Origin of the sequence: Chryseobacterium sp. CY350, assembly GCF_027945075.1 — a bacterium.
Taxonomy (GTDB): domain Bacteria; phylum Bacteroidota; class Bacteroidia; order Flavobacteriales; family Weeksellaceae; genus Chryseobacterium.
On record NZ_CP116034.1, the window covers coordinates 786,007 to 808,480 of the forward strand.

20 protein-coding genes are annotated in these 22,474 nt (G+C 33.4%); 12 read left to right on the top strand and 8 right to left on the bottom strand.

Annotation, left to right across the window (positions count from 1 at the left end; genetic code table 11):
* Window positions 1-31 precede the first annotated feature (31 nt).
* Window positions 32-946 carry a helix-turn-helix domain-containing protein gene (locus tag PGH12_RS03585; protein ID WP_267599132.1) on the top strand — a complete coding sequence of 305 codons (915 nt, stop codon included), beginning with the start codon at window positions 32-34 and terminating at the stop codon, window positions 944-946.
* Here the strand turns inward: PGH12_RS03585 and PGH12_RS03590 are convergent.
* Together PGH12_RS03590 and PGH12_RS03595 are read right to left on the bottom strand one after the other, a co-directional pair.
* On the bottom strand, window positions 935-1,741 hold the full coding sequence (locus PGH12_RS03590) for a serine hydrolase domain-containing protein (RefSeq protein WP_267599133.1): 807 nt from the start codon (window positions 1,739-1,741) through the stop codon (window positions 935-937). The genes PGH12_RS03585 and PGH12_RS03590 overlap by 12 nt on opposite strands.
* Before the next feature lie 17 nt (window positions 1,742-1,758).
* The gene (locus tag PGH12_RS03595; RefSeq protein WP_267599134.1) at window positions 1,759-1,965 is read right to left on the bottom strand and encodes a hypothetical protein; all 207 of its coding nucleotides are present in this window, start codon (window positions 1,963-1,965) and stop codon (window positions 1,759-1,761) included.
* 183 nt (window positions 1,966-2,148) lie between these two features.
* Here PGH12_RS03595 and PGH12_RS03600 point away from each other — a divergent pair, with 183 nt between their 5' ends.
* The 3 genes from PGH12_RS03600 (at window position 2,149) to PGH12_RS03610 (ending at window position 5,622) form a co-directional block, all read left to right on the top strand.
* Complete coding sequence (locus PGH12_RS03600) at window positions 2,149-2,847, top strand: DsbA family oxidoreductase (protein WP_267599136.1); 699 nt, start codon at window positions 2,149-2,151, stop codon at window positions 2,845-2,847.
* A 22-nt stretch (window positions 2,848-2,869) separates the two neighbouring features.
* Window positions 2,870-3,460, top strand: a complete 591-nt coding sequence (locus PGH12_RS03605; RefSeq protein ID WP_267599138.1) for a 5'-methylthioadenosine/S-adenosylhomocysteine nucleosidase family protein — start codon at window positions 2,870-2,872, stop codon at window positions 3,458-3,460.
* A gap of 320 nt (window positions 3,461-3,780) precedes the next feature.
* On the top strand, window positions 3,781-5,622 hold the full coding sequence (locus PGH12_RS03610; protein ID WP_267599139.1) for a chloride channel protein: 1,842 nt from the start codon (window positions 3,781-3,783) through the stop codon (window positions 5,620-5,622).
* A gap of 393 nt (window positions 5,623-6,015) precedes the next feature.
* Here the strand turns inward: PGH12_RS03610 and PGH12_RS03615 are convergent, their stop codons facing one another.
* Together PGH12_RS03615 and PGH12_RS03620 are read right to left on the bottom strand one after the other, a co-directional pair.
* Window positions 6,016-6,774 (bottom strand): SDR family NAD(P)-dependent oxidoreductase, encoded by a 759-nt coding sequence (locus PGH12_RS03615; protein WP_267599140.1) that lies wholly within the window; start codon window positions 6,772-6,774, stop codon window positions 6,016-6,018.
* Window positions 6,775-6,857: 83 nt separating this feature from the next.
* Window positions 6,858-7,799, bottom strand: a complete 942-nt coding sequence (locus tag PGH12_RS03620) for a helix-turn-helix domain-containing protein (protein WP_267599141.1) — start codon at window positions 7,797-7,799, stop codon at window positions 6,858-6,860.
* A 171-nt stretch (window positions 7,800-7,970) separates the two neighbouring features.
* On the opposite strand from PGH12_RS03620, the gene PGH12_RS03625 reads away from it, so the two are divergent.
* The 6 genes from PGH12_RS03625 (at window position 7,971) to PGH12_RS03650 (ending at window position 16,274) form a co-directional block, all read left to right on the top strand.
* The gene (locus PGH12_RS03625) at window positions 7,971-9,701 is read left to right on the top strand and encodes a UvrD-helicase domain-containing protein (RefSeq protein WP_267599142.1); all 1,731 of its coding nucleotides are present in this window, start codon (window positions 7,971-7,973) and stop codon (window positions 9,699-9,701) included.
* Window positions 9,702-9,765: 64 nt separating this feature from the next.
* Window positions 9,766-11,007: a MutS-related protein gene (locus PGH12_RS03630; protein ID WP_267599143.1), complete on the top strand. Its 1,242-nt coding sequence runs from the start codon at window positions 9,766-9,768 to the stop codon at window positions 11,005-11,007.
* 96 nt (window positions 11,008-11,103) lie between these two features.
* The gene (locus tag PGH12_RS03635) at window positions 11,104-11,781 is read left to right on the top strand and encodes a response regulator transcription factor (protein WP_267599145.1); all 678 of its coding nucleotides are present in this window, start codon (window positions 11,104-11,106) and stop codon (window positions 11,779-11,781) included.
* Window positions 11,782-11,790: 9 nt separating this feature from the next.
* The gene (locus PGH12_RS03640; protein ID WP_267599147.1) at window positions 11,791-13,077 is read left to right on the top strand and encodes a sensor histidine kinase; all 1,287 of its coding nucleotides are present in this window, start codon (window positions 11,791-11,793) and stop codon (window positions 13,075-13,077) included.
* Window positions 13,078-13,168: 91 nt separating this feature from the next.
* Window positions 13,169-15,145 (top strand): LTA synthase family protein, encoded by a 1,977-nt coding sequence (locus tag PGH12_RS03645; protein ID WP_267599148.1) that lies wholly within the window; start codon window positions 13,169-13,171, stop codon window positions 15,143-15,145.
* 622 nt (window positions 15,146-15,767) lie between these two features.
* Complete coding sequence (locus PGH12_RS03650; protein WP_267599149.1) at window positions 15,768-16,274, top strand: hypothetical protein; 507 nt, start codon at window positions 15,768-15,770, stop codon at window positions 16,272-16,274.
* A gap of 57 nt (window positions 16,275-16,331) precedes the next feature.
* Here the strand turns inward: PGH12_RS03650 and PGH12_RS03655 are convergent, their stop codons facing one another.
* Window positions 16,332-17,369, bottom strand: a complete 1,038-nt coding sequence (locus tag PGH12_RS03655; protein ID WP_267599150.1) for a threonine aldolase family protein — start codon at window positions 17,367-17,369, stop codon at window positions 16,332-16,334.
* 85 nt (window positions 17,370-17,454) lie between these two features.
* On the opposite strand from PGH12_RS03655, the gene PGH12_RS03660 reads away from it, so the two are divergent.
* On the top strand, window positions 17,455-18,108 hold the full coding sequence (locus PGH12_RS03660; RefSeq protein WP_267599151.1) for a metal-dependent transcriptional regulator: 654 nt from the start codon (window positions 17,455-17,457) through the stop codon (window positions 18,106-18,108).
* A 69-nt stretch (window positions 18,109-18,177) separates the two neighbouring features.
* Here PGH12_RS03660 and PGH12_RS03665 read toward each other — a convergent pair whose 3' ends face one another.
* From PGH12_RS03665 to PGH12_RS03675, 3 genes are read right to left on the bottom strand one after another with little or no spacing between them, the layout of a single operon-like run.
* Complete coding sequence (locus PGH12_RS03665) at window positions 18,178-19,323, bottom strand: hypothetical protein (protein WP_267599152.1); 1,146 nt, start codon at window positions 19,321-19,323, stop codon at window positions 18,178-18,180.
* An 11-nt stretch (window positions 19,324-19,334) separates the two neighbouring features.
* Window positions 19,335-20,243 carry a TssN family type VI secretion system protein gene (locus tag PGH12_RS03670; RefSeq protein ID WP_267599153.1) on the bottom strand — a complete coding sequence of 303 codons (909 nt, stop codon included), beginning with the start codon at window positions 20,241-20,243 and terminating at the stop codon, window positions 19,335-19,337.
* 53 nt (window positions 20,244-20,296) lie between these two features.
* Entirely contained in the window at window positions 20,297-21,238 is a 942-nt protein-coding gene (locus PGH12_RS03675) for a type VI secretion system baseplate subunit TssG (protein ID WP_267599154.1), read from the bottom strand.
* Window positions 21,239-21,490: 252 nt separating this feature from the next.
* Between PGH12_RS03675 and PGH12_RS03680 the strand changes: the two genes are divergently transcribed.
* Window positions 21,491-22,282, top strand: a complete 792-nt coding sequence (locus tag PGH12_RS03680; protein WP_267599155.1) for a S1/P1 nuclease — start codon at window positions 21,491-21,493, stop codon at window positions 22,280-22,282.
* Window positions 22,283-22,474: the final 192 nt, after the last annotated feature.

Here is a 22,474-nt window from a genome sequence, read left to right on the forward strand (position 1 = left end):
TAATTTTTAAATTTAATTAAATATTTAAACAATGTCTGACGCACCGATAAGAATTAAAACCATCTCGCAGTTTCATACTTTGAGAGGATTGCCAAAGCCGAAACATCCGCTTATTAGTGTGATCAATTTTGAAGATATGAAAGCTGCATCGGAAAGCGGAAAACAGAGTTTAATATTCGATTTTTATATGATCTCCGTCAAGCGGAATATGGACCACAAATACAAATACGGGCAGCAGGATTACGATTTTGATGAAGGACTGATGTTCTGTATGGCTCCGAACCAGGTTTTGACAATTATAAGAGAAGAAAACGGAAAAAATCCTTCCGGATGGTCTTTATTGATTCATCCGGATTTCCTTTGGAATACGGCAATGGTAAGCGCAATCAAGAAATATGAATTCTTCGATTATTCAGTAAATGAAGCTTTATTCTTATCTGGAGATGAGGAAATTAAAATTCAGCAAATCATTGAAAATATCAAGCAGGAATATCAGACGAATATTGATAAATTCAGTCAGAATATCATTATTTCTCAGTTGGAAACGCTGCTGAATTATTCTGAACGTTTTTATCAGCGACAATTTATTACACGTCAAAAAGCGCATCATCAATTCTTAGAGAAATTAGAAATTCTGTTGAATAATTATTTTGAACGAGATGATTTTAAATCAAAAGGATTACCGAGTGTTCAATATCTTTCTGATGAATTCAATATGTCGCCGCAGTATATGAGAAGTCTTTTGAAAAATTTGACCGGACAAACAACGCAACAGCACATCCACGAAAAAGTAATCGAAATCGCCAAAGAAAAACTCTCAACAACCGAACTTTCCATAAGTGAAATCGCCTACGAATTGGGATTTGAGCATTCACAATCATTCAGTAAATTGTTTAAAGCTAAAACTGATATTTCGCCGTTGGAGTTTAGAAAATCATTCAATTAGAAGTTTTACAAGACTACTTCTAAGAATAATATCTTTGATGCGTGATTCAAAAAAATAAAACAATTCGCTGTTTTCATTCATTTGATTTTCCAGAATAATCAGGCTTACATCATATTCAGGAAAATACAGATTTAGTGAAGAAAAACCATCCCCCAATCCTGTATGGCCCAAATATTTTATACCGGCATTTTCTGCAATTCTGATATTGTAACCATAACCCATTTTTTCTTTCCCAAACACGTCATGCTGCGATTTTGCAGATTCTGTGATCATCTTTTTGTACATTTTCCGACTCAAAATTTTACCCTTATGCAGATGACTGTTCCAGATTACAAGATCTTCTGCTGTCGTAATTATTCCGTCGGCAGGCAAATTTTCTTCATCAATAAATGAACTGTCAACTATTTTAAAAGCACTTTGTTTAATCTGGTGACCACTTACCAGATTTCTTTTATTATCTTTTGAAAAGCAAAATGTATTGTTCATTTTAAGATCCTTGAATAATTCGGAAGTAGCTTTTTTATATGTTTTACCTGAACTTTTTTCAATGATTTTTCCTAAAAGGATATTAGACAGATTTCCATATTTAAAATCGCTTCCGGGTTTAAATAAAAGTGGTTTTTCAAGCTCTGAAATTCCGTGCGTGTGATTTAAAAGATGATGAACTTTTACAGAATTTGCCCAAGATTGCTTCAGGAAAGGTAAATATTTTTTGATAGGTGCATCTAAATCAACTTTTCCCTTCTCAACTTCTTTTAAAAGCAAAACTGAGGTAATCTGCTTGGAGTTTGACATGATTTCAAACTGATCATTTATTTTGTCTCAAGATTTCTCACTCCAAAAGCCTTTGAATATTGTGCTTTTCCATCTTTGGTTATCAGAATTACTCCATTAAAAGTTGTAGGATCCTTTATTTGAATTAAACTGTCAATGCTTGCCGCCCAGTTTTCTCTGGTCTGAGAAAATATATTGATTGACAAAAATAGAAAACCGAAGATTATATTTTTCCTGAAAATCATTTGTTGTTAAATTAAAATAATATTCAAATTTAGGATTAAAATATTCAAATTTCGGGACAGATTTGTAAGGATTTGTTTATCGATGTTTCCGCTCACTTGCTTGCATATCATGCAAGAATTAATTCATAAAATGATCAAATTTTCATTAAGAAATAAATACCTTTAAGTTTTAAAATCAAAATAATGAAAATAGAAATCTGGTCAGATGTAATGTGCCCGTTTTGCTACATAGGAAAGAAGAATTTTGAACAGGCGCTGGATAAACTACCATTTAAAAATGAAGTAGAAGTAGAATGGAAGAGTTTTCAGCTTGATCCTACTTTGAATTCTGGGGAAACAAAAACTACCTCAGAATATTTCAGGGAGAAAAAAGGTTTCCCGGAAGAGCAGGCAAAGCAGATGACTGCGCAGGTGGTACAAATGGGAAAAGCTGCTGGAATTGAATTTAATTTAGAAAAAGCTTTGATCACCAATACTTTTTCTGCCCATAAAATTCTTCATTTGGCTAAAAAACACAACATATCTATCGAAATGGAAGAAGAACTGTTCAGGTCGCATTTTCTGAATGGGGAAAATATTGGAAGTGTAGAGGTGTTATCTACTTTAGCACAAAAATTAGGAATCAATAAAGAAGAAGTTTTGGAGACTTTAAGTTCTGATCAATTCGACAATGATGTTCATCAGGATATTTCAGAAGCTCGCAACAATGGCGTTTCCGGCGTTCCTTTTTTTATTTTAAACGGAAAATATTCCATTTCTGGTGCACAGCCCGCTGAGCTTTTTGAGGAAGCTTTAACGAAGACTTATCATGAAACCGTTCAGCATTCAAAAGATTCAAAAGACAACAATTTATCCTGTGACACAGACGGATGCAGCATTTAATGAATATATTTTTAATTGATCAATGATAATAATAAACAACGAAACAGCATTCACAGTCGAAGACACTTTATTTGTTTTCGCTCTTGATTCCGAAGCCGGAAAAGTGTTTGATCACACCTACAAAATAACAACAGGAATCGGTAAAGTAAATGCTGCAATAGAACTTACAAAAGCAATTCTGAAAAATAAACCGAAACTGATCGTCAATCTGGGTTCAGCAGGTGGAATCGGTTTTCATAAAGGTGGAATAATCTGCTGTACACAATTTATTCAGCGTGATATGGATGCACGCGGTTTAGGTTTTAAAAAATTTGAAACACCATTATCCAATATCCCGATTATTCTCGAAAACGGATTGAAAATGGACAACCTTCCGGAAGGAATCTGTGGCAGCGGAGACAGTTTTGAGATGAATCATATCAACACAGAATACAACGTGATCGACATGGAGGCTTATCCGCTTGCATTAATTGCGAGACGAGAAAATATTCCTTTTCTGTGTCTGAAGTATATTTCAGATGATGCCGGAAGTAATGCTGCAGACGACTGGTCTGTGCAGGTACATCTGGCTTCTGAGGCTTTTAAGAAAATTCTATTTAAAGACTTCATCTAAATAAAGATTTAAAAAATAAGGCTTTCCGATTCCTTTAAAACCTTTCTCTTTTTCTTTATTAAACTGAATTCAAATGATTTACAAATGAAATTTATCAAACATATGTTTGAATTCCAACGTTCTTGTGGCGGATAAAATGGGATAAACAGACAATTTTACTTATATTTGAAAATTCTTAGTTTATTTTAATAATGGAAGAGTTTTCGATTGATCGAATTTCAATTAATATACCATTATTAAATTTTATTAATCCAGCAAAGGTTCTGTTGAATGATAATATTTACCTTTTTTCATTAGAACATCTTTAAATATGTAAACCGGTGAAGATTCACAATAAAAAAAAATACCTTAATTTTCTGAAGTTTAAGAGAGATTTTCAGCAATTTGGTATTAAAAAAGTCCGTAGTTACGAGATCATTTTACATTGGCTCAACAGCCGACTGAGCAGAAGTCAGTTTTTGATTCTTTCCGGTATTTTGGTTGGTTGTACGGCAGGTCTCGCGGGTGTTCTACTAAAAACACTAGTTCACCATATACATTATTTGATCAGCAAAGTTCATTTTGAATATCAGATTCTATTTTATATCATTTTTCCGTTTTTAGGAATTGTTCTTACTACAAGTATTGTTCTCACTTTGTTTCGCGGACAAGACAGAAAAGGGATTGGTGCCATTCTCTACGAAATCGCCCAAAACTCAAGCATCGTTTCTTCCGTAAAAATGTATTCTCAGATTGTTCAAAGTGCGATCACAGTAGGACTCGGAGGATCTGCAGGGCTTGAAAGCCCGATCGCTGTGACCGGAGCCGCAATAGGCTCCAATTATGCGCAGACCTACAGATTGGGATATAAAGAACGTACACTTTTGCTTGCAGCAGGAGCCACAGCAGGTGTTGCTTCAGCTTTCAATGCACCGATCGCAGGAGTGATGTTTGCCTTTGAAATTCTTCTTACGGGAGTAGTATTTTCAGATTTTATTCCTTTGGTTGTTGCTGCAGTATGCGGAAGTCTTTTATCTCGAATTTTGCTTCAGGAAGATATTCTTTTTAGATTTCATGCTAGAGAATCATTTAATTATTTTAACATCCCTTACTATTTGATTCTTGGGGTTGCGACCGGTTTATATGCAAGATATTTTGTTGTGGTTTCCCAAAAAGTAGAGCATTTTATTCATAAAATGAAAGTGTCGCGCTTGCGGAGGGCGGTTATCGGTGGTGCGGCTTTGTCTTTATTATGTGTACTTTTTCCACCTCTTTTTGGGGAAGGATATGAGACCGTAAAAGCATTTACCAATGGCAACGCCAACTATATTATCCAAAACAGCCTTTTCAGATATTTTGAAATCGGTAACTGGACTGTCATTTTATTTTTGCTATTAATTTGTCTTTTAAAAGTATTTGCAACCTCCATTACCATTTTCAGTGGTGGAAACGGTGGTAATTTTGCTCCTTCACTTTTTGCGGGAGGGACGCTGGGTTTTCTCTTTGCAATGATCTGTCAGCAGATTGGTTTTGATAATGTTCCTGTGACCAATCTTGTCCTGGTAGGAATGGCGGGAGCAATGAGCGGAGTTCTGTATGCGCCTCTCACAGCAATATTTCTGATTGCTGAATCAAGTTTCGGGTATGATCTTTTTATTCCGTTGATGATCGTATCAGTAATCTCTTATCTGATGGCTAGATGGTTTTCGGGTATTTCGCCAGAGTTGAAATCTTTGGCAGATCAGGGAAAAATTTTCACGCATGAGCACGACAAAAATCTACTTTCTTCGCTTCGTACCAATGATTTGATCGACAAAGATGCTCAGGTTATCAAATTTGATGCACCCATTACCGATCTTTACGAGCTAATTGTGAACGGGAAGAAAAATACTTTCGCGGTAATTGATGATCAAAATATTTTAAAAGGAATTTTAACAATGGATGATCTTCGGCCTCTTTTGCTTAATAAAGACAGAGAAGAACTCAGTATTTTTAAACTGATGAAAGCTCCGCCGGCTGTTATTTATCCTAATAATGATCCTTTAAAAATTATTCAGGCGTTCGACGACACGGGAGTCTGGAATCTACCCGTAGTTTCTGAAAACAACGAATTCATCGGGTTTATCTCAAAATCAACAATTTTGATGAGTTACAGACAGCTTTTAAAAGAGTATTCGAATTAATTTTTAAAAAGCTGATGGTTAAAAAAAGATCTTACAGCTTTCAATAAGGTTTGAAAAATTTCAGAATAATTAGATTTTTTGCGCAGATACTAATATTTAATTATCTCGTTGTTGAGTTTTATTATAATTAAAATCTCATTAGAAATAAACTAAAATAAGATTAATATGTTATTATTTTCAAAAGAAAACCTCACAAAATAGTGGAAGGTTCTCTGAAAACACTTTAATGATGAAAATTAATCATAATTCAAATGTATAAAATATTATTATAATTTTTAGAATTTGTGAGAAAAAATCAATAAATAAGTGTAGTAATCATAGATTTATTCAGCTTAAATCAAATCCCATTCTGTAATTTTTCGAATGGGATTTCAATTTTTAAATTCGTTAAATTTAGATTCTAAATCCGCCGGAAACTTCTATTCTCTGCGCATTGATCCATTTTGAATCGTCTGAACAAAGAAACGCAACTACGCTCCCGATGTCGTCAGGCAAACCAACTCGTCCTAATGACGTCTGAGAAGAAATCATATTGTTGTAATCTGCGCTGTCACGAACTGCTCCCCCGCCAAAATCCGTTTCAATCGCACCTGGCGCAATAGAATTTACTCTTATTTTTCTTGCACCAAGTTCTACTGCCTGATATCTTGATAATGAATCAACCGCTGCCTTCATCGCACCATAAGCGGAATATCCAGCGAATGAAAATCTTGCCAAGCCAGAAGAAGTGTTTACGATACTGCTTCCGTCATTGAGTAACGGTAATAATTTTTGAGTCAGGAAATACGGTCCTTTAAAATGAATATTCGTCATCGCATCCAACGTTTCTTCTGTGGTAGTTTCGAAGCTTTCGTTGATTCCGATTCCTGCGTTATTGACTAATGCGTCGAGTTTTGCAGAGCCAAATTCAGTATTCAAAAGATCTTTCACTTCATTTACAAACTGATCAAAACCTGATGTTGTTGAAATATCTAAAGGTAGTGCAAATGCTTTCTGACCAAGAGTTTCAATCTCTTTTACCACTTCATCCGCAGCTTCTTTTTTGGTTTGATAAGTCAATATAATATCAAATCCTTTTTTTGCAAGGGCGATTACAGAATCTTTACCCAATCCGCGGCTTGCGCCTGTTACTAATGCTATTTTACCTGCCATTTTATTTGTTTTAATTAATGATACAAAGTTGAAAAATTATAGCATTTGCTTATTTGCATAAATCAAATTAAAATTTGTGAAAATCAAACAATCAGTAATTCTCTATAATTCTGAGGCGATTGCTTGCTGTACTTTTTAAAGAAGTTAGAAAAATGAGCTACCTCTTCGAAACCCAAAGTGAAAGCTATTTCCGAAATGTTCCATTGTGTTTGCGTCAAAAGTATTTTCGCTTCCTGAAAAATTCTGCTTCCGATGATCTCACCGGTCGTTTTTCCCGTGGTTTCTTTCAAAACTCTGTTGAGATGATTGACGTGGACTCCCAAAATTCCGGCAAAATCTGCGGGAGTTTTCAACTGTAAAAGCTGGCTGATGTTTTCGATAGGGAACTGTCTTTCTAACAGTTCTATAAATAATGTTGTCGTTCTGGAAGCAGCAGTTTTGGTATTCACAACTGGCTGAATAGGTTTTAATTTCTGACCAAAGTGAATGAGTTCCATTACATAATTTCTCAGCAAATCATATTTGTAAACGTAATCTGAACTAATTTCTTCGTGCATTTTCAGAAAAACAGCTTCAAATTGATTAAACTGTTCCGTTGAGATCTGAAATATAAAATCACTCTGCGCCGAGAAAACAGGAAGATGGTCTAGTTCTAAACCAATCTTGGAAGTTGGCAAAAAGTCTTTGGTGAAAACGCAGAAATGACCCGATTGCTCAGTACATTGATGGGTGTAATTATAGGGAATTTTCGGCGACGCAAAAAGAACAGCGCAATCTTCGATCTCGATGGTTTTGTCTGCATATTCCACTTTATTTTTACCGTTGATTAAACTTATTTTGTAGTAAGTTCTTCTGTTGTAAGGCATTTCGGTCTTCGAGGTGCAGTTTCTATAAATTTCAGAAATATCAAAAACATTGAAATGACCAATATCTTTATGAATATTTTCAGTTAGAAATTGATTAATATCGGGACATGTACCTCCCAAAATATCCTGATAAAATTCTTTAATGGTAATTGAACTCATTTTGTTGTAAAAATCAAAGATACAGATTAACTTTAAATAAATTTTTTAATAACAAGCGGAGTTTAATTTAATTGAAAATATTTGGATTCATAGCTTTTCTAAAATAAAAAAATTCAGACTACACTTGATTTTATTGATTCTAATGATTACTTTTAAGAAAAAAACACAAGAATGAAGTGGACTCAGGAGCAGCAAAAAATTATAAATTCCACTGGAAACATCAAGATAAATGCAGTTGCAGGCTCGGGAAAAACAACAACCGTTATCGAATATGCAAGATCAAGATCTGCGGAAAGCAAAATTTTATATCTGGCGTTCAACAAATCTGTAAAATTGGAAGCTGCAAAAAAATTTCAGAAAGCCGGTCTACAAAATGTTCAGGTAGAAACTGCGCATTCTCTGGCGTACAAATACATCATTTATAACAGCAATTACAGAATTAGAGCGCAAGGATACAAAACGAGTGAAATTGCAGAACTTCTTCATCTACAGGGAAATGGTGAAAAACATAATGAATATATCATTGCCAACCACATCAATAAATTTATAACTTATTTCTGCAATAGCGACAAACTCAAAGTTCAGGATCTGAATTATTTAGATACAATTTCTGATACCAATGCGAAAAAATTTGTGACTACTTTTTATCAGTATATCCTCTCAAAAACAAGGTTACTGCTCAGCAAAATGGATAAAGGCGAAATTGAAATCACTCATGATTTCTATCTTAAAAAGTTTCAGATTTTGAATCCCAAACTACCTTTTGATTTTATCTTATTTGATGAAGGTCAAGATGCCTCGCCGGCAATGCTCGATGTTTTTCTGAAGCAAAATGCTACAAAAGTAATCGTGGGAGATACTAATCAGCAGATCTACGGATGGCGTTTTGCAGTCAATTCGTTAGAAAAAGCAAATTTTGAGACGCATTATTTATCGGCGAGTTTTCGTTTTAGTCAGGATATTGCTGATCTTGCGAAACAAATATTTAAATATAAAAATTACATCAACAATGAGGAGGCGATTTTGATCACCGGAAAAGGAGAAGTTGGTGAGATTAAGAGCAAGGCCATTATCGCAAGAACAAATCTCGGCTTGCTGCTGAAAGCGATAGAATACGTTACCGAAAATAAAAAAGTAAAGTATATTTATTTTGAAGGAAATATTAATTCTTATACTTACGCTGACGAAGGAGCTTCTTTATATGATGTTTTAAATTTACAAAACGAAAACCGTCATCTCATAAAAGATAAGCTCATTAAAGCGATGAAAAATCTCAAGGAACTTGAAGATTATATTGGTAAGACAGAAGATATGCAACTGGGAATGATGGTGGAAATTGTGAAAGAATACGGCAATAAGATTCCGAATATCATTAAAACGATTAAGAATAAACACGTAGAAGGTGACGAAAAAGAGAAAGCGGAAATGATTTTTTCTACCGTACATCGTTGTAAGGGAATGGAGTATGACAGTGTGCGACTTGTAGAAGATTTTATTTCTGAGGAAAAATTAGAAAAGATAAAGAAAGACAAAAAGCCCGAGGAAATTAATCTCACGAAACTTAATGAAGAGATCAATTTATTGTATGTTGCCGTTACTCGTGCAAAAAGCAAACTCTATATTCCCGAATCTCTGATGCCGCTCAATTTTCCGGAATCTTCTCAAATACATGTTATTAAAGATATTCCGAAAGAGGATAAAAAGGCTGAAAAGACTTATAACGTTGATCTCATACGCGAAAAACACAAAGGCGCATACCAACCGTGGACGCCAGATCTTGACCAAGAATTGTCTGAAATGTTTTCTGAAGGAATCAGCGGCAGTGATCTCGCCAGACATTTTGGCCGTACAAAAAGTGCAATTTCATCGAGACTTAAAAAATTAGATATGAATAATTTTTAGAATTTATAAGATCAAAAATCTAAAGTCCAAAAATCCTTCTTTAAAAATATAAACACAATGAACAATGGAAAATATTTCGGAAATTGTATCCCATTTTAATTTTACGCAGACCAGAAAATCCAGACAATATTTAAATCTTTTTTTCAGTCAGAAATCTTTTAATAAAAACCAGACATTATATACGCAGCAAAAGCTAAAAATGTTTTTAGAAAATCTTCATATTATAAAAGATTACAGGATCAGCGAAAATGCGGTTTCTGTGACTCATAAACTTTTGGGTGAGGCAGATTCTTACAACTACACATTTATTAGAAATTTGACTTACAGAAATTTTTTTAAAGAAATAAATAATAACCTGTCAATTTTTATTGAATTTTTTCATGGTTTTCACGCCGTACTGGAAAACTTTAAACAATCTGAATTTTGTAAAGATTATTGTGCTGAAATAAATGAAACCCTAAAATTTATTGAATCTTTGACTGTAATTGATTATCATCAAAAAGAATTGAATTTCAAACTTAGAAAGACATTATTACTTATAATTAAATCAGAAATTGGAAAGAAAAGCTTTGAGTCTTTTTGGGATTTCTTTTATATGTTTGATGTGCACTCAAGTATTGCAAAAGGTATTGCTCTCAATGATCTTGTTTTTCCGGAATTTTCTGATAATCAAAAATTTATAATAAGAGAATTTTACCATCTTGATCTTACAACGTCGGTGAAAAATACGCTTACTGAAAGAGAAAAAAACATAATGGTCTTTACAGGAGCGAATATGTCTGGAAAGTCAACGGCTATGAAATCTGTGAGCATTATTGTTTTACTCGCACATTTGGGAATTGCTGTACCTGCAGAATCGTGCAAAATACCATTCTATGACCGAATTTTTCTACATTTCTCTGTTACTGATAATCTTAAAGAAGGTCACAGCCATTTTATGCAGGAGATTATCAATATTAAAAATGTACTCGTCGAATTAAAAACAAAAAACTGCTTTGCGGTTTTTGATGAAATATTTAGTGGAACAAATATTAATGATTCGGCAAAAATTACCGGTGATACGATACTTGGAATTTCGAGATATACCAACTCAATGTTTATCTTTTCAACCCATCTCAATATGATAGAAAATCTTTTAAAGGATGAAAAGAATATTACATTGCTCAACTTGGAATGTCTTTTTGAAAACAACGATTTGTTATTTACTTACAGGTTGCAGAAAGGCTGGTCTAAACTTGAAGTAGGAAAAATAATTTTTGATCAGTATGGTTTGAACGATCTTTTAAAAGATGATCATCAATGTTAAGAAGTTTTTGTAAATTCAAAATTTCTACAGAATTGAATCTTTAAATTTGCAGTTAAACAATTGACGGATTAGTCAGTAAATAAAAAATTATCACAGATGAAAATTCTGATTATTGAGGACGAATCTGAACTTGCAAAAAGCATTGCAGAATATTTATCAGAAGAGAATTATCTGTGCGAATTTGCTGCAACATATCGTGAAGCGATGAACAAAATCGCCGTGTTTCAGTATGACTGTATTTTGCTGGATATTACTTTACCGGATGGAAACGGACTGAAAATTCTTGAAGAATTGAAAAAAGAACAGAAACAGGATGGTGTGATTATTATTTCGGCTAAAAATGCTTTAGATGATAAAATAAGAGGTTTGCAGATTGGCGCAGATGATTATTTGACCAAGCCATTTCATCTATCTGAATTGACGGCCAGAATTTATTCCGTCATTCGGAGGAAACAGTTCAGCAGTACAAATGTGGTGAAGCAAAATGAACTTCAGATTGATCTTCTTTCTAAAACCGTTGCTGTAAACAACAAAATCATCGTTTTGACAAAAAAAGAATTTGATTTATTAATCTATTTTATCGGAAATAAAAACAGAGTAATCTCTAAAAGTACATTGGCAGAACATCTTTCGGGAGACTTTGCCGATATGCTGGAAAACCACGATTTTGTATACGCTCACGTAAAAAATCTGAAGAAAAAACTCTACGACGCCGGCTGCGACCATTATCTGAAAACAGTATATGGAACCGGATACAAATGGGAGAGTACATAAATTGATAAAATGAAGCCGTTATTAAGTAAAACAACCAAACCGTTTTTGATCTTTGTGCTGATTATTCTGACAATCAGTATACCTGTCTATTATTTTATGGTTGATGCGATCTGGCAAAATGAACTTGACGAGCACAATGAAATTGTTGCAGAAAAAACTTCATTTGAATTTAACCGAATGAAGATTTCCAATAAAGATATTCAGCGGAATATCAATTTATGGAATCAGATTCAACCCGGCACCAGTATTCAGAAACTTCCTTTTAACAGTTATAAGAAAGACCAGATCTTTACCACCGAAAAGTATAAACCATTTTCTTCTGATAAAACAATCGAGCGTTACAGAACTCTCAAAAAAGTGATTTATATTAAAAATGAACCGTATCTGTTTACCATAGAAACCAATATTGAGGAAACCGAAAGTACAGTAATGATTATCGGAATGATTACTCTTTTCTTTTTTATTATGATCGTAACGGGACTTTTTATTCTGAACAGAAGATTATCAAAGACAATCTGGAAACCGTTCAGAAACACATTAGATAAATTAAAGAATTTTAATCTTAACACACAGACAATCATTGAGTTTGAAAATACTGACACTACAGAATTCGATGAGCTGAATATTTCTTTAAAAAAGCTTATTGCTCAGAATGTTTCTGTTTATAAAGCCCAGAAAGAATTTACCGAAAATGCATCTCACGAGTTGCAAACACCGTTGGCTATTTTGAAGAACAAGCTTGATCTTCTATTGCAGGATGCAGATCTTACTGAAAAACAGTACAATATCGCTGAAGATATGCACAAAGCACTGTCGCGAAGTGCAAGAATCAATCAAAATCTTCTGCTGCTGGCAAAAATTGAGAACAGCCAGTTTCTTCATTCAGAAATCATCAATTTTGATGAATTACTGACTCAAAGTATTGAAAATCTTCAGGAACATCTTGATCAGAAAAACATAACTTTAAAGCTCGGTGTCATTCAAAAAACGTCCATAAAAGGAAATACAAGTCTTACAGAAATACTTATTAACAATCTGTTTCTGAACGCAATTCGGCATACTGCAGCAGATGGTATTATTTTCGTCAGCTTGCAAGCTTCAGTTTTTTCTGTCGCCAATACCGGAGCCGAGAAATTAAATGAAGATCTTTTGTTTAAAAGATTTGCAAGGCTATCTGCAAACAACAGCGGGAGCGGTTTAGGGCTTGCTATTATTAAAGAAATTTTAAAATCTCAAAATTGGGAAGTGAAATACAGCTTTACAGATCAAAAACACCTTTTTTCTGTTACATTCTAAATTGAGAAGCTCTCTTTATTTACTGAATTCAAAATTTCTTCGAAATTGAGTCTTTGCTTTGCTTTTTAATAGCAAACAGTGACTTCAAAAAATGAATACAAAATTATCCCAAAAGTTATTTAAGAGCAGATTTTCTGTATTATTCAGCATTTTATCTTTATACATTTCTCTGTCTTTTTTTATAAGGATTACAATGATGATCTGGTCTGTAAAAGATCTAGACCTTAACCCGATTTATATTTTCAGAGCATTTGCAACAGGTTTTTTATTCGATCTTATAATGGGATTATCAATTCTGGTTCCTTACACAATCTATTTATTAATTTTTCCGAGAAAATGGATGGGTTCATTATTTGACAGATGTTTTACTTATTTTTATCTCACAATCATTTTAATTGTCATTTATTTCAGTCTTCTTGCGGAAATTCCTTTTTGGGATGAGTTCGGAGTAAGGTTTAATTTCATTGCGGTAGATTATCTCATTTATACTTATGAAGTTTTTGCCAATATCAACCAATCTTATCCATTACCTTTAGTTGGCGTTGTTTTGGTGGGATTGATCATGCTTACATTCATTGTATTTAAAAAATTTAGTACTTTTAAACACACCTTTTCTCGTAAAACGCCGATCCGTAATCGTCTATTTCATACGGTTCCTGTTTTTGGAATTGCTGTTATTTTAGGATTAGCTTTGAGAAATAAACAGGCAGACTTCAGCAATAATCTAGTAATTAATGAATTAGGTAAAAACGGAGCTTATTCTTTTGTAAGTGCTTTTAGATCTAATGAACTTGATTATGAAACGTTCTATCCCAAACTGTCTGAAAAAGAAGCCTACGCAATCGTCAGAAAAAATCTTTTACAGGAAAACCAAAAAAACAGTACAACACGATATGATGATATTTCAAGAATAACAGCCGGCGATCAGGAAAAAAAACCAAATATCATTCTTATTGCTATCGAAAGTTTCAGTGCAGATTTTCTTTCGGAATTTGGAAATACTAATCATCTTACGCCCAATTACGATAGATTATCCAGCGAAAGTATTTTCTTTACAAATCTTTATGCAACTGGTACCAGAACGGTTCGCGGCATGGAGGCTCTGACGTTATCTGTCCCACCAACTCCGGGAAATAGTATTGTAAGAAGACCAGACAACAAAAATTTATTTTCAGTTTCTACCATTGTAAAATCAAAAAACTATCAGCCTTATTTTATTTACGGTGGCGACGGTTATTTTGATAATATGAATACTTTTTTTGGAGGTCAGGGATTTGATATTGTAGACCGAGATCGTGGAAATCCGCTTTCTGATGAAATTACAACAAATAGATTTGCAATTCCTGACCAAGAAGTTACCTTTGAAAATGCCTGGGGAATTTGCGATGAAGATCTTTATAATCAATCCGTAAAATATGCTGATAAAAATTTTAAATCCGATAAGCCATTTTTTCAGTTTGTAATGACCACTTCAAATCACAAACCGTATTCTTTTCCCGCCGGAAGGATAGATCTTGCACCGGGCGACAGAAACGCTGCTGTGAAATATACAGATTATGCTTTGGGAAAATTTATTGAAAAAGCCAAAACGAAACCCTGGTTTAAAAATACTGTATTTGTTATCGTAGCAGATCATTGTGCAAGCAGTGCAGGGAAATGGGAAATTAATATCGACAGACATCATATACCTGCCATAATTTATAATCTACCGAAGCAGATGCCAACAAAAATTGCTCGTTTAACATCACAGATCGATCTAATGCCGACTTTATTCGGTTATCTCGGCTGGAATTACACAACAAATCTCTATGGGAAAGATATTAATAAAACTCCGATAGGAGATGAGAGAGCCTTTATCGGTAACTATAGAACTTTAGGAATGTTGAAAGGTAATATTTTTACTCAAATAGACGACAGAAAATGTGTTAAACAATTCGTTGTTTCTGGTAATGAAAAGCAGATCTTAACAGTATCGAAAACAAAAAATAAGGATTTGGCTTCACAAACTATTTCTTATTATCAGACGGCAAGTATGAGATTTAAAAATGGTAAGATGAGAAATAAATAAAATTCAAGCTTATCATGAGTTAGTATTTATTTTTTAGAAACTAAAATATTAAATTCAAAAAAATTGAACATTGTAATATTGTAAAAACTTGAATAATTATAAGTTTTAAAAATCCTAATATTAATTTATAACATACTGATTTCAAGAACCATAGAACATTAAAATTAAATCGACAACAACACTCTATTTAACATAATATAAATTATAGGACTTTTTAAATGTTGACTGTGGAGTAGTTTACATCTTTAAAAAGTACCAAAATTCATGTATTAATTACATATTTCTCTACTCATTATTTGACTCACGTTTGATTGTAAATCAATTTAAATTCATTATTTAAATATTTTAATAACTTAATTATAATTCTTATCGCTATCTATGGTTTTCAAATTTTTTGAAATCCTGAGTATGATTTAAATAAAAGATTTTTATCCGATTCTCAGCGATTAGAATTTCGAATTTAATTTTAATTTTTTCTGTCTAATATAATTTAAGAATTATTTCAATCATTGTCGTCATAATTTAAATATGTTAAATATAATTTTATTATAAATTTACCTACCATTCAGATTACAATGATTATTTTAGCAATACAAATCAATTTAATATAATATAAAAAGTCATGAAAAAGTACATTTTATTAGGTTCGTTATCATTATTTCTGATCAACTGTAACAAAAAAGTTGAAACTACGGCTCCTGCGGCTAATGCAGATTCGCTTACAGACACCACTGCTACTGTGGTTGATACCTTGGGGGCAAAATCATACTGCTTTATGGGTGCAACAGGAAAAGACAGCGTTTTTGTTAGTATTGATGATAATCTGGGTACCGTTACGGGAAAAATGGCCTATAAAAATAGCGAAAAAGATAGTTCTAAAGGTGAACTTACCGGCTTCAGATCTGGAGATACCTTGAAACTGACGTACGAATTTGCATCTGAAGGAACTACCAGTAAAAGAGATATTTTCTTTCTACAAAAAGACGGAAATTTAATGGAAGGTATTGGAAATCAAAAAGATGAAAATGGTCAGATGAAATACGCTGATGAAACAAAAGTTGCCTATAAAGATGGTCAGAAACTGGAAACTGCTGATTGCATTATGGTCGCAAAAGCTTTGAAAAAATAATTTATCTTTGGAAAAAATACAAAAAATGCAACTTTCTGAGAGTTGCATTTTTTGTATTTATATATTATTATTATTATTAATGATTTCTATAAAATCTTCAACCGCTTCATCTTTTGTATTCCATGATGTGATCAGCCGAATTGCTGAAGAATTTTCATTGATGTTTTTCCAGATGTAAAATTCAAACTTATCAGATAATTTGTCAATAATTTCATGACTCAAAATCGGGAAAATCTGGTTTGTAAAAGTATCTGAAAGAAATGAAATCCCTTTTTCACATAAAGCATTTTTGATTTTCATTGCCTGTTGATTTGCATGTTTTGCCAGATCGAAATACAGATCATCTTTTAGCAGTTCTAAAAACTGAATTCCCAACAATCTGCCTTTTGCAAGCAAAGCACCTTTTTGCTTTATGTTGAAAGCAAAATCTTCCTGTAAAGATTGATTATTGATCACGATCGCCTCTCCTATTAAAGCTCCGTTTTTCGTGCCTCCCAGATAGAAAATATCCGTCAGTTTAGCAACATCTTTTAAAGATAAATCACTTATTTCGGAAGTAATTGCATGTCCCAATCTTGCGCCGTCCATGAATAAATAAAGATTATTTTCACGACAAAATTTAGAAAGACTTTCAAGTTCTGTTTTTTGATAAATCGTTCCAAGTTCTGTAGAATTTGAAATATAAACCAATTTCGGCATCACCTGATGAGGAATATTTTTATGACCATCTAAAATTGGCTGAATATCTGAAGGTTTTAGTTTTCCGTCTTCAGTTTCTATACTCAAAACTTTGTGTCCGGTCGCCTCGATGGCACCTGTTTCATTATTCAAAATATGCCCCGTGGATGCAGAAATCACACATTGATATGGTTTTAGAACTGAAGAAATAACAAGCAGATTGGCCTGAGTTCCGCCCGAAACGAAATAGATATCAGCAGCCTGATTGTCTGTTTTTTCTTTAATTAAATTTTTAGCTTGTAAAGAATATTCATCTTCCCCATAACCCGCCTGCTGATCAGTATTGAAGCGTAAAAGCGAGTCTAAAATTCTGGGATGACAACCTTCTGAATAGTCGTTTTTAAAGGAAAATTTCATTCAGCAAAATTAAAAAAACTTAAAATAACAAGACTTATTTTTAAATAATATTTTGTTAGATTTGTAACGAAAATCATCTAACATTTTGAGAACAACATTAACAGAGGAAAATTATCTGAAGGCTTTGTTTCATTTAGTTGACCATGAAGGAAAAGTAACGATCAACGAACTCAGCAAATTTTTGAATGTAAAAATGCCGAGCGTCAATAACATGATGAAAAAATTTGCTGAAAAAAAATGGGTAGTTTATGAAACTTATAAACCGCTGAAAGTTACAGAAAAAGGCAGACGCGAAGCAGCTCTGGTCGTAAGAAAACATAGATTAACGGAGATGTTTCTCGTCAAAAAAATGAATTTTGGATGGGAAAATGTTCACGAAATCGCCGAACAGCTGGAACATGTACATTCCAAAATATTTTTTGATAAAATGGACGAGATTTTAGATTACCCCAAATTCGATCCTCATGGAGAACCAATTCCTGATAAAGATGGCAACATCATTTCGCAGGATTTGCAGAAATTAAGTGATTGTAAAGTAGGAGAAAATATTGTATTCGCTTCTGTAACGCTTTCTGATGATGCTTTTCTTAATTATCTTACAGAAAGAAAACTTCTTTTAAATACTAAAATAAAAATTATTAAAATTGAAGATTTCGACAGGTCTGTAACCGTGGAAGTTGAAGGAAAACAGGAAGTTTTAAGCAAAAAAGCGACTGAGAAAATTTTAGTAAAAAAATAAATATTTATACACCTAAAAATCCCGAACATCAATATTCGGGATTTATTTATTGTATGAAATTTAATTAAATTAATCTAAAACACTCCAACCTCTTTTCGGGTTAGTGTTTGAAGAAACTTCCTGCTCGTTGACGATAATATTTTCTTTTCGCTGTCCGATGTAATCCAGTTCGCTTAATTTGGAGAAAATAGTTTCTAAACTTCTCAGCATCTGATGAATATATAAAAGTGGTTCGCCGCAATTATGATGATCATAATTAGTCTCTGCAACCGTTGATAATTGATTTAGCAAAGTATGAGGTGCAATTTCGCTCCATTCTAAGCTATAATTCAACATTTCTTCCAACTCTGCAGGAACCAAAACCTGTGTAGCATTATAAAGTCTCAAAGCTAACTTAGCAAAAGTTTCGATTAAAAATACAGGTGCCTGATAAGGAATCACATTTCTAAACTGAAAATACATATCTCCAAAAGTATTCACCAAAACAGTACACAGCGATTTTACATTTAATGCTAAAGCGGTATTTTGATTTTTGTGAGAAGCTTTCTGGATAATTTTAAATGCGTATTGCTGAAGATTTCCGATTGATTTTGCGTATCCGTTATAGTAATCGATCAGCGCCGGATGGCTCTGCACCGATGTACATGGCGGTATAAATGTAGAATTAACCTGTGCGATATTGCCTTTAAAATCTACTTTTCCCACAACCAGATAATTCCCTCCAGAATAGCTGCTGTTCAAAGATGAAACTGCTAACAGTTCAATATGGTAGTAGGCATGAGCATTCGGATGTCTTGGCGGAATTTCCTCAGGATCGATATCGCCAAATGGTACTTTATCAAAAGGATTAACAGAAATTAAAATATAATACTCTCCATCGATCTGATTTTCATCCAGATTCATCGATTTGGCAAGTGCTTTTACGCTTACTCTTCTGTCTTTTAGCTCAATTCTGTAACCTGCTAATGTGACGGCACTGCAATGTTTGATAACGAGCTGCACATCATTGGTTGCGGTATTATGAACATCAAAAATCGTTTTGTCGGTAAATTCGTTCGGAATCGGCAACAGACCATAATTATAAGTTGTGATTGCTAACGAATTGGCATCTCTTATGGTGTCAATTAAAAAATTATCCTGGTCATTGAGATGTCTTTGAGAAACTTTCATCCCGTCGACCCAGTTGATTGCAAAATGTTTGATTGGCTGTATCATAGTAATACTTTTTAAATTTGTGATGGTGATCTTCTTCCTTCCTCTTCATGCTGGATAACCCTTTTACAGACTACCACTTCGTTTTCAGAGATATTATTGGTGCTGATATCCTGATCGAAATCAATATATTTTCTAAAGCTGAAGAATGATTTTTTTGTATAAAATATCCAGTAATATGATTCTCTGCTTTCGTCTGAAAGATGAATAATCGACTGTGGGTTTTTGTGATTATAATCGTCTACCACACGGAAAAACCAGTCTCCGAAAGTAACACCAGTCGGCAAAGTTTTGGCTTTTATTCTGAATCTGTTGGCATCTTCAAGATTTTTACTCAATTCAACATTCAAAACCATTAATCTGTCGAAATCTGCTCCTTCAAAATTCGGTGGCTTCTGATCCGGAGAATATCGCCATGTTTTATAAATATCAACCGGAATACTGATAAACTGAATATAACAGTAATGAAAAACCATTGGCACAAAAAAGATCAATGCACTCGTAGCAGACATTACCGGAAATCCCTGATCTTTGCTGATCCATCGGAAAATTAGTACAAAAAGATAAGCTCCCAGAAGCACGCAGGTCACAGAAAGTACAGACTCAAATAAGACACTGAGACTAAATGATTGTATATGTTTTCTGAAAAAACGATGCATCAAATTGACATGAAAAATCCCAAGGATTAAATATACAACCTGAGAAATCAAGTAATAATAAGGATTAAACAGATTTCCTGCAAAACCTAAAAACCCAGGAAGTGCCAAACATAAGCTGCAAAGCAGTACATAAATGATGATCACTTTGATCTTTATCGCCGGCTGATTTCTTCTGATCGCACCCAGAATACCCATCATAATTACCGCCAGCAACGGCACTAAAATATATCTTAGAAATACACCTTTTACTGAAGAAAATTCCATTTAATTAAATTAATAGTGATTGTGATTGATGATTGTAAATATAATAAAATATTTTACAGAAAAGTAGAGAAACCAAGCCTGTTAGAATTTCTTTCGCCATCCTCCAGCATGAATGAATATTCTTTCTTTTCTGTTATAAAATTTTCTTCAATATCTACACTTACAGGAAGACAATAATCATACAAAGCCTGCAGAACTTTTCTGAAAGGATTTCCGGGAATGTACTTTTTCATATCTTGATAAGGAATGGGCCCGATGTTTACAATCCAGTTTCTTTCGCCATCCATATGTCTACCGCTGGGAATGTAAGTAACCCCAAGTCTGGAGTTACCCAGAAGCATAGAATCATCTTCCCTTTCTATCCTGTCTATGATATTTGGAGTGAACGTAATTTCCACAGGAACCCGCAGAAAAGAGGTAAGACATCGCTCAAACCATTTTTTGTCGCCGCGAATCTGATGAAAAAACGGAATGATATGTATAAAAATGTAGGCACTTTTTTTGTCAAGCATTTTAACAACAGGCCAGAGTTCTGAAAAAACTTTTAGGAGAGAATCTGTTTCACTTGCAAGATCAAAATCGTATTCTTTGAGTAATGCACCGATTTCCGTAAAGAAAATTTCAAGCTCAAAAGGTCTGAAAAACTTTCTAGCGTCGTCTTCTACCCTCTTTTGCTTTCTAATTTCATTAACGACACTTTCTACATTTTTCCGTGATGTATTAAGCGATGGCGGGTGAAAAAGACCTTCCGGTAAATAGTCGTAAATACCTTCTCTATAGGTTTTTATACTTAAAACTTCTTCATCAAAACCAAGGTAATGACTGGAAATACTTTTGATATCTTTAAGATAAGCTCTGTCATTGATTCCGATCCTTTCAATAAAAATATTGCTGACTGCCCGATGGTATTTCAGGAGATTCACGGCAACTGCCTCAGCCTTAAAATCTGTCTGCAGTTTGTTGTAATGCATGTCTACAATGCTGGTGTCGTACATACTCTCGTTCTGTGATGTGGTTGTTAGTGTAAAATAATATTTGAAAAAAATTAGCCAAATATTTTATAAATCCAATTTAGTGATAAAATTTGTGATATTGTGAGTATAAAAATAAAATTTAGAAATTTGATTCAAAACTTTGAAAGATTAAATTTATTTAACAATGCTAAAAAGTTATTATAAAATAGATTGCATATTATCTGAATTCGGAAAGTGTACCTTATCTTTGTCGATCTAAAATTATTACTAAAAATGAAAAGTATTTATTTAAAAATGCTGTTTTTGATGTTGATCTCCAGTTCTTTATATTCTTATGCGTGGGGATTGACGGGACATCGTGTTATTGCCGAGATTGCAGAAAACCACCTTTCCGGAAAAGCGCGAAGAGAAATAAAAAAAATGATGGGACAAGAACGTCTTGCTTACTGGGCAAACTGGCCGGATTTTATTAAATCTGATACTACCGGAGTCTGGAAGCAGACATCAGTGTGGCACTATGTAAACATTGATCCACAGACAGATTTTTCATCTTTTGAAAAAAATCTTAAAGCTCAAGCCGGGCCGAGCCTTTACTCTCAGATCAAAACTTTATCTGCGCAAATAAAAGACGAAAAAACTTCTGAGAAAGACAGAAAAATAGCTTTGATTTTTCTGATTCATATGATGGGAGATCTTTCTCAGCCAATGCACACAGGAAGGTCTGAAGATCTTGGAGGAAATAAAATTAATGTTACTTATTTTGGAGAAAAAACAAATTTGCACTCAGTATGGGACGGAAAATTAGTAGATTCTCAAAAATACAGTTACACGGAATATGCTAAGCTTTTGGATATTAAGTCGAACGACGAAGTAAAGCAAATTCAGTCGGGAACGTTAGAAAACTGGTTATTTGATTCTCATCAAATCGCCAATAAAATCTATGCACAGACACCAGACGGCTCAAAATTAGCATACGATTATCAGTATAAATTTAATGATACAATGGAAAGACAGCTTCTATACGGAGGTTTAAGACTTGCAAAAGTGTTGAATGATTTATTTTAAATTTGAATTGTGAATCTGTGAATTTTTAATGTTAATTTTTAAATTCAATATAAATAGAAAGTGAGGCTTCGGTTTCACTTTTTTTATTTTCCACAATTCTACTACTTGTTTAGAAAATTATTGTAAATACTTAATTAATAAAAGATTGGTATGATTCATAAACCTGCCGATAGGTTTTATAGAAAGCTACGC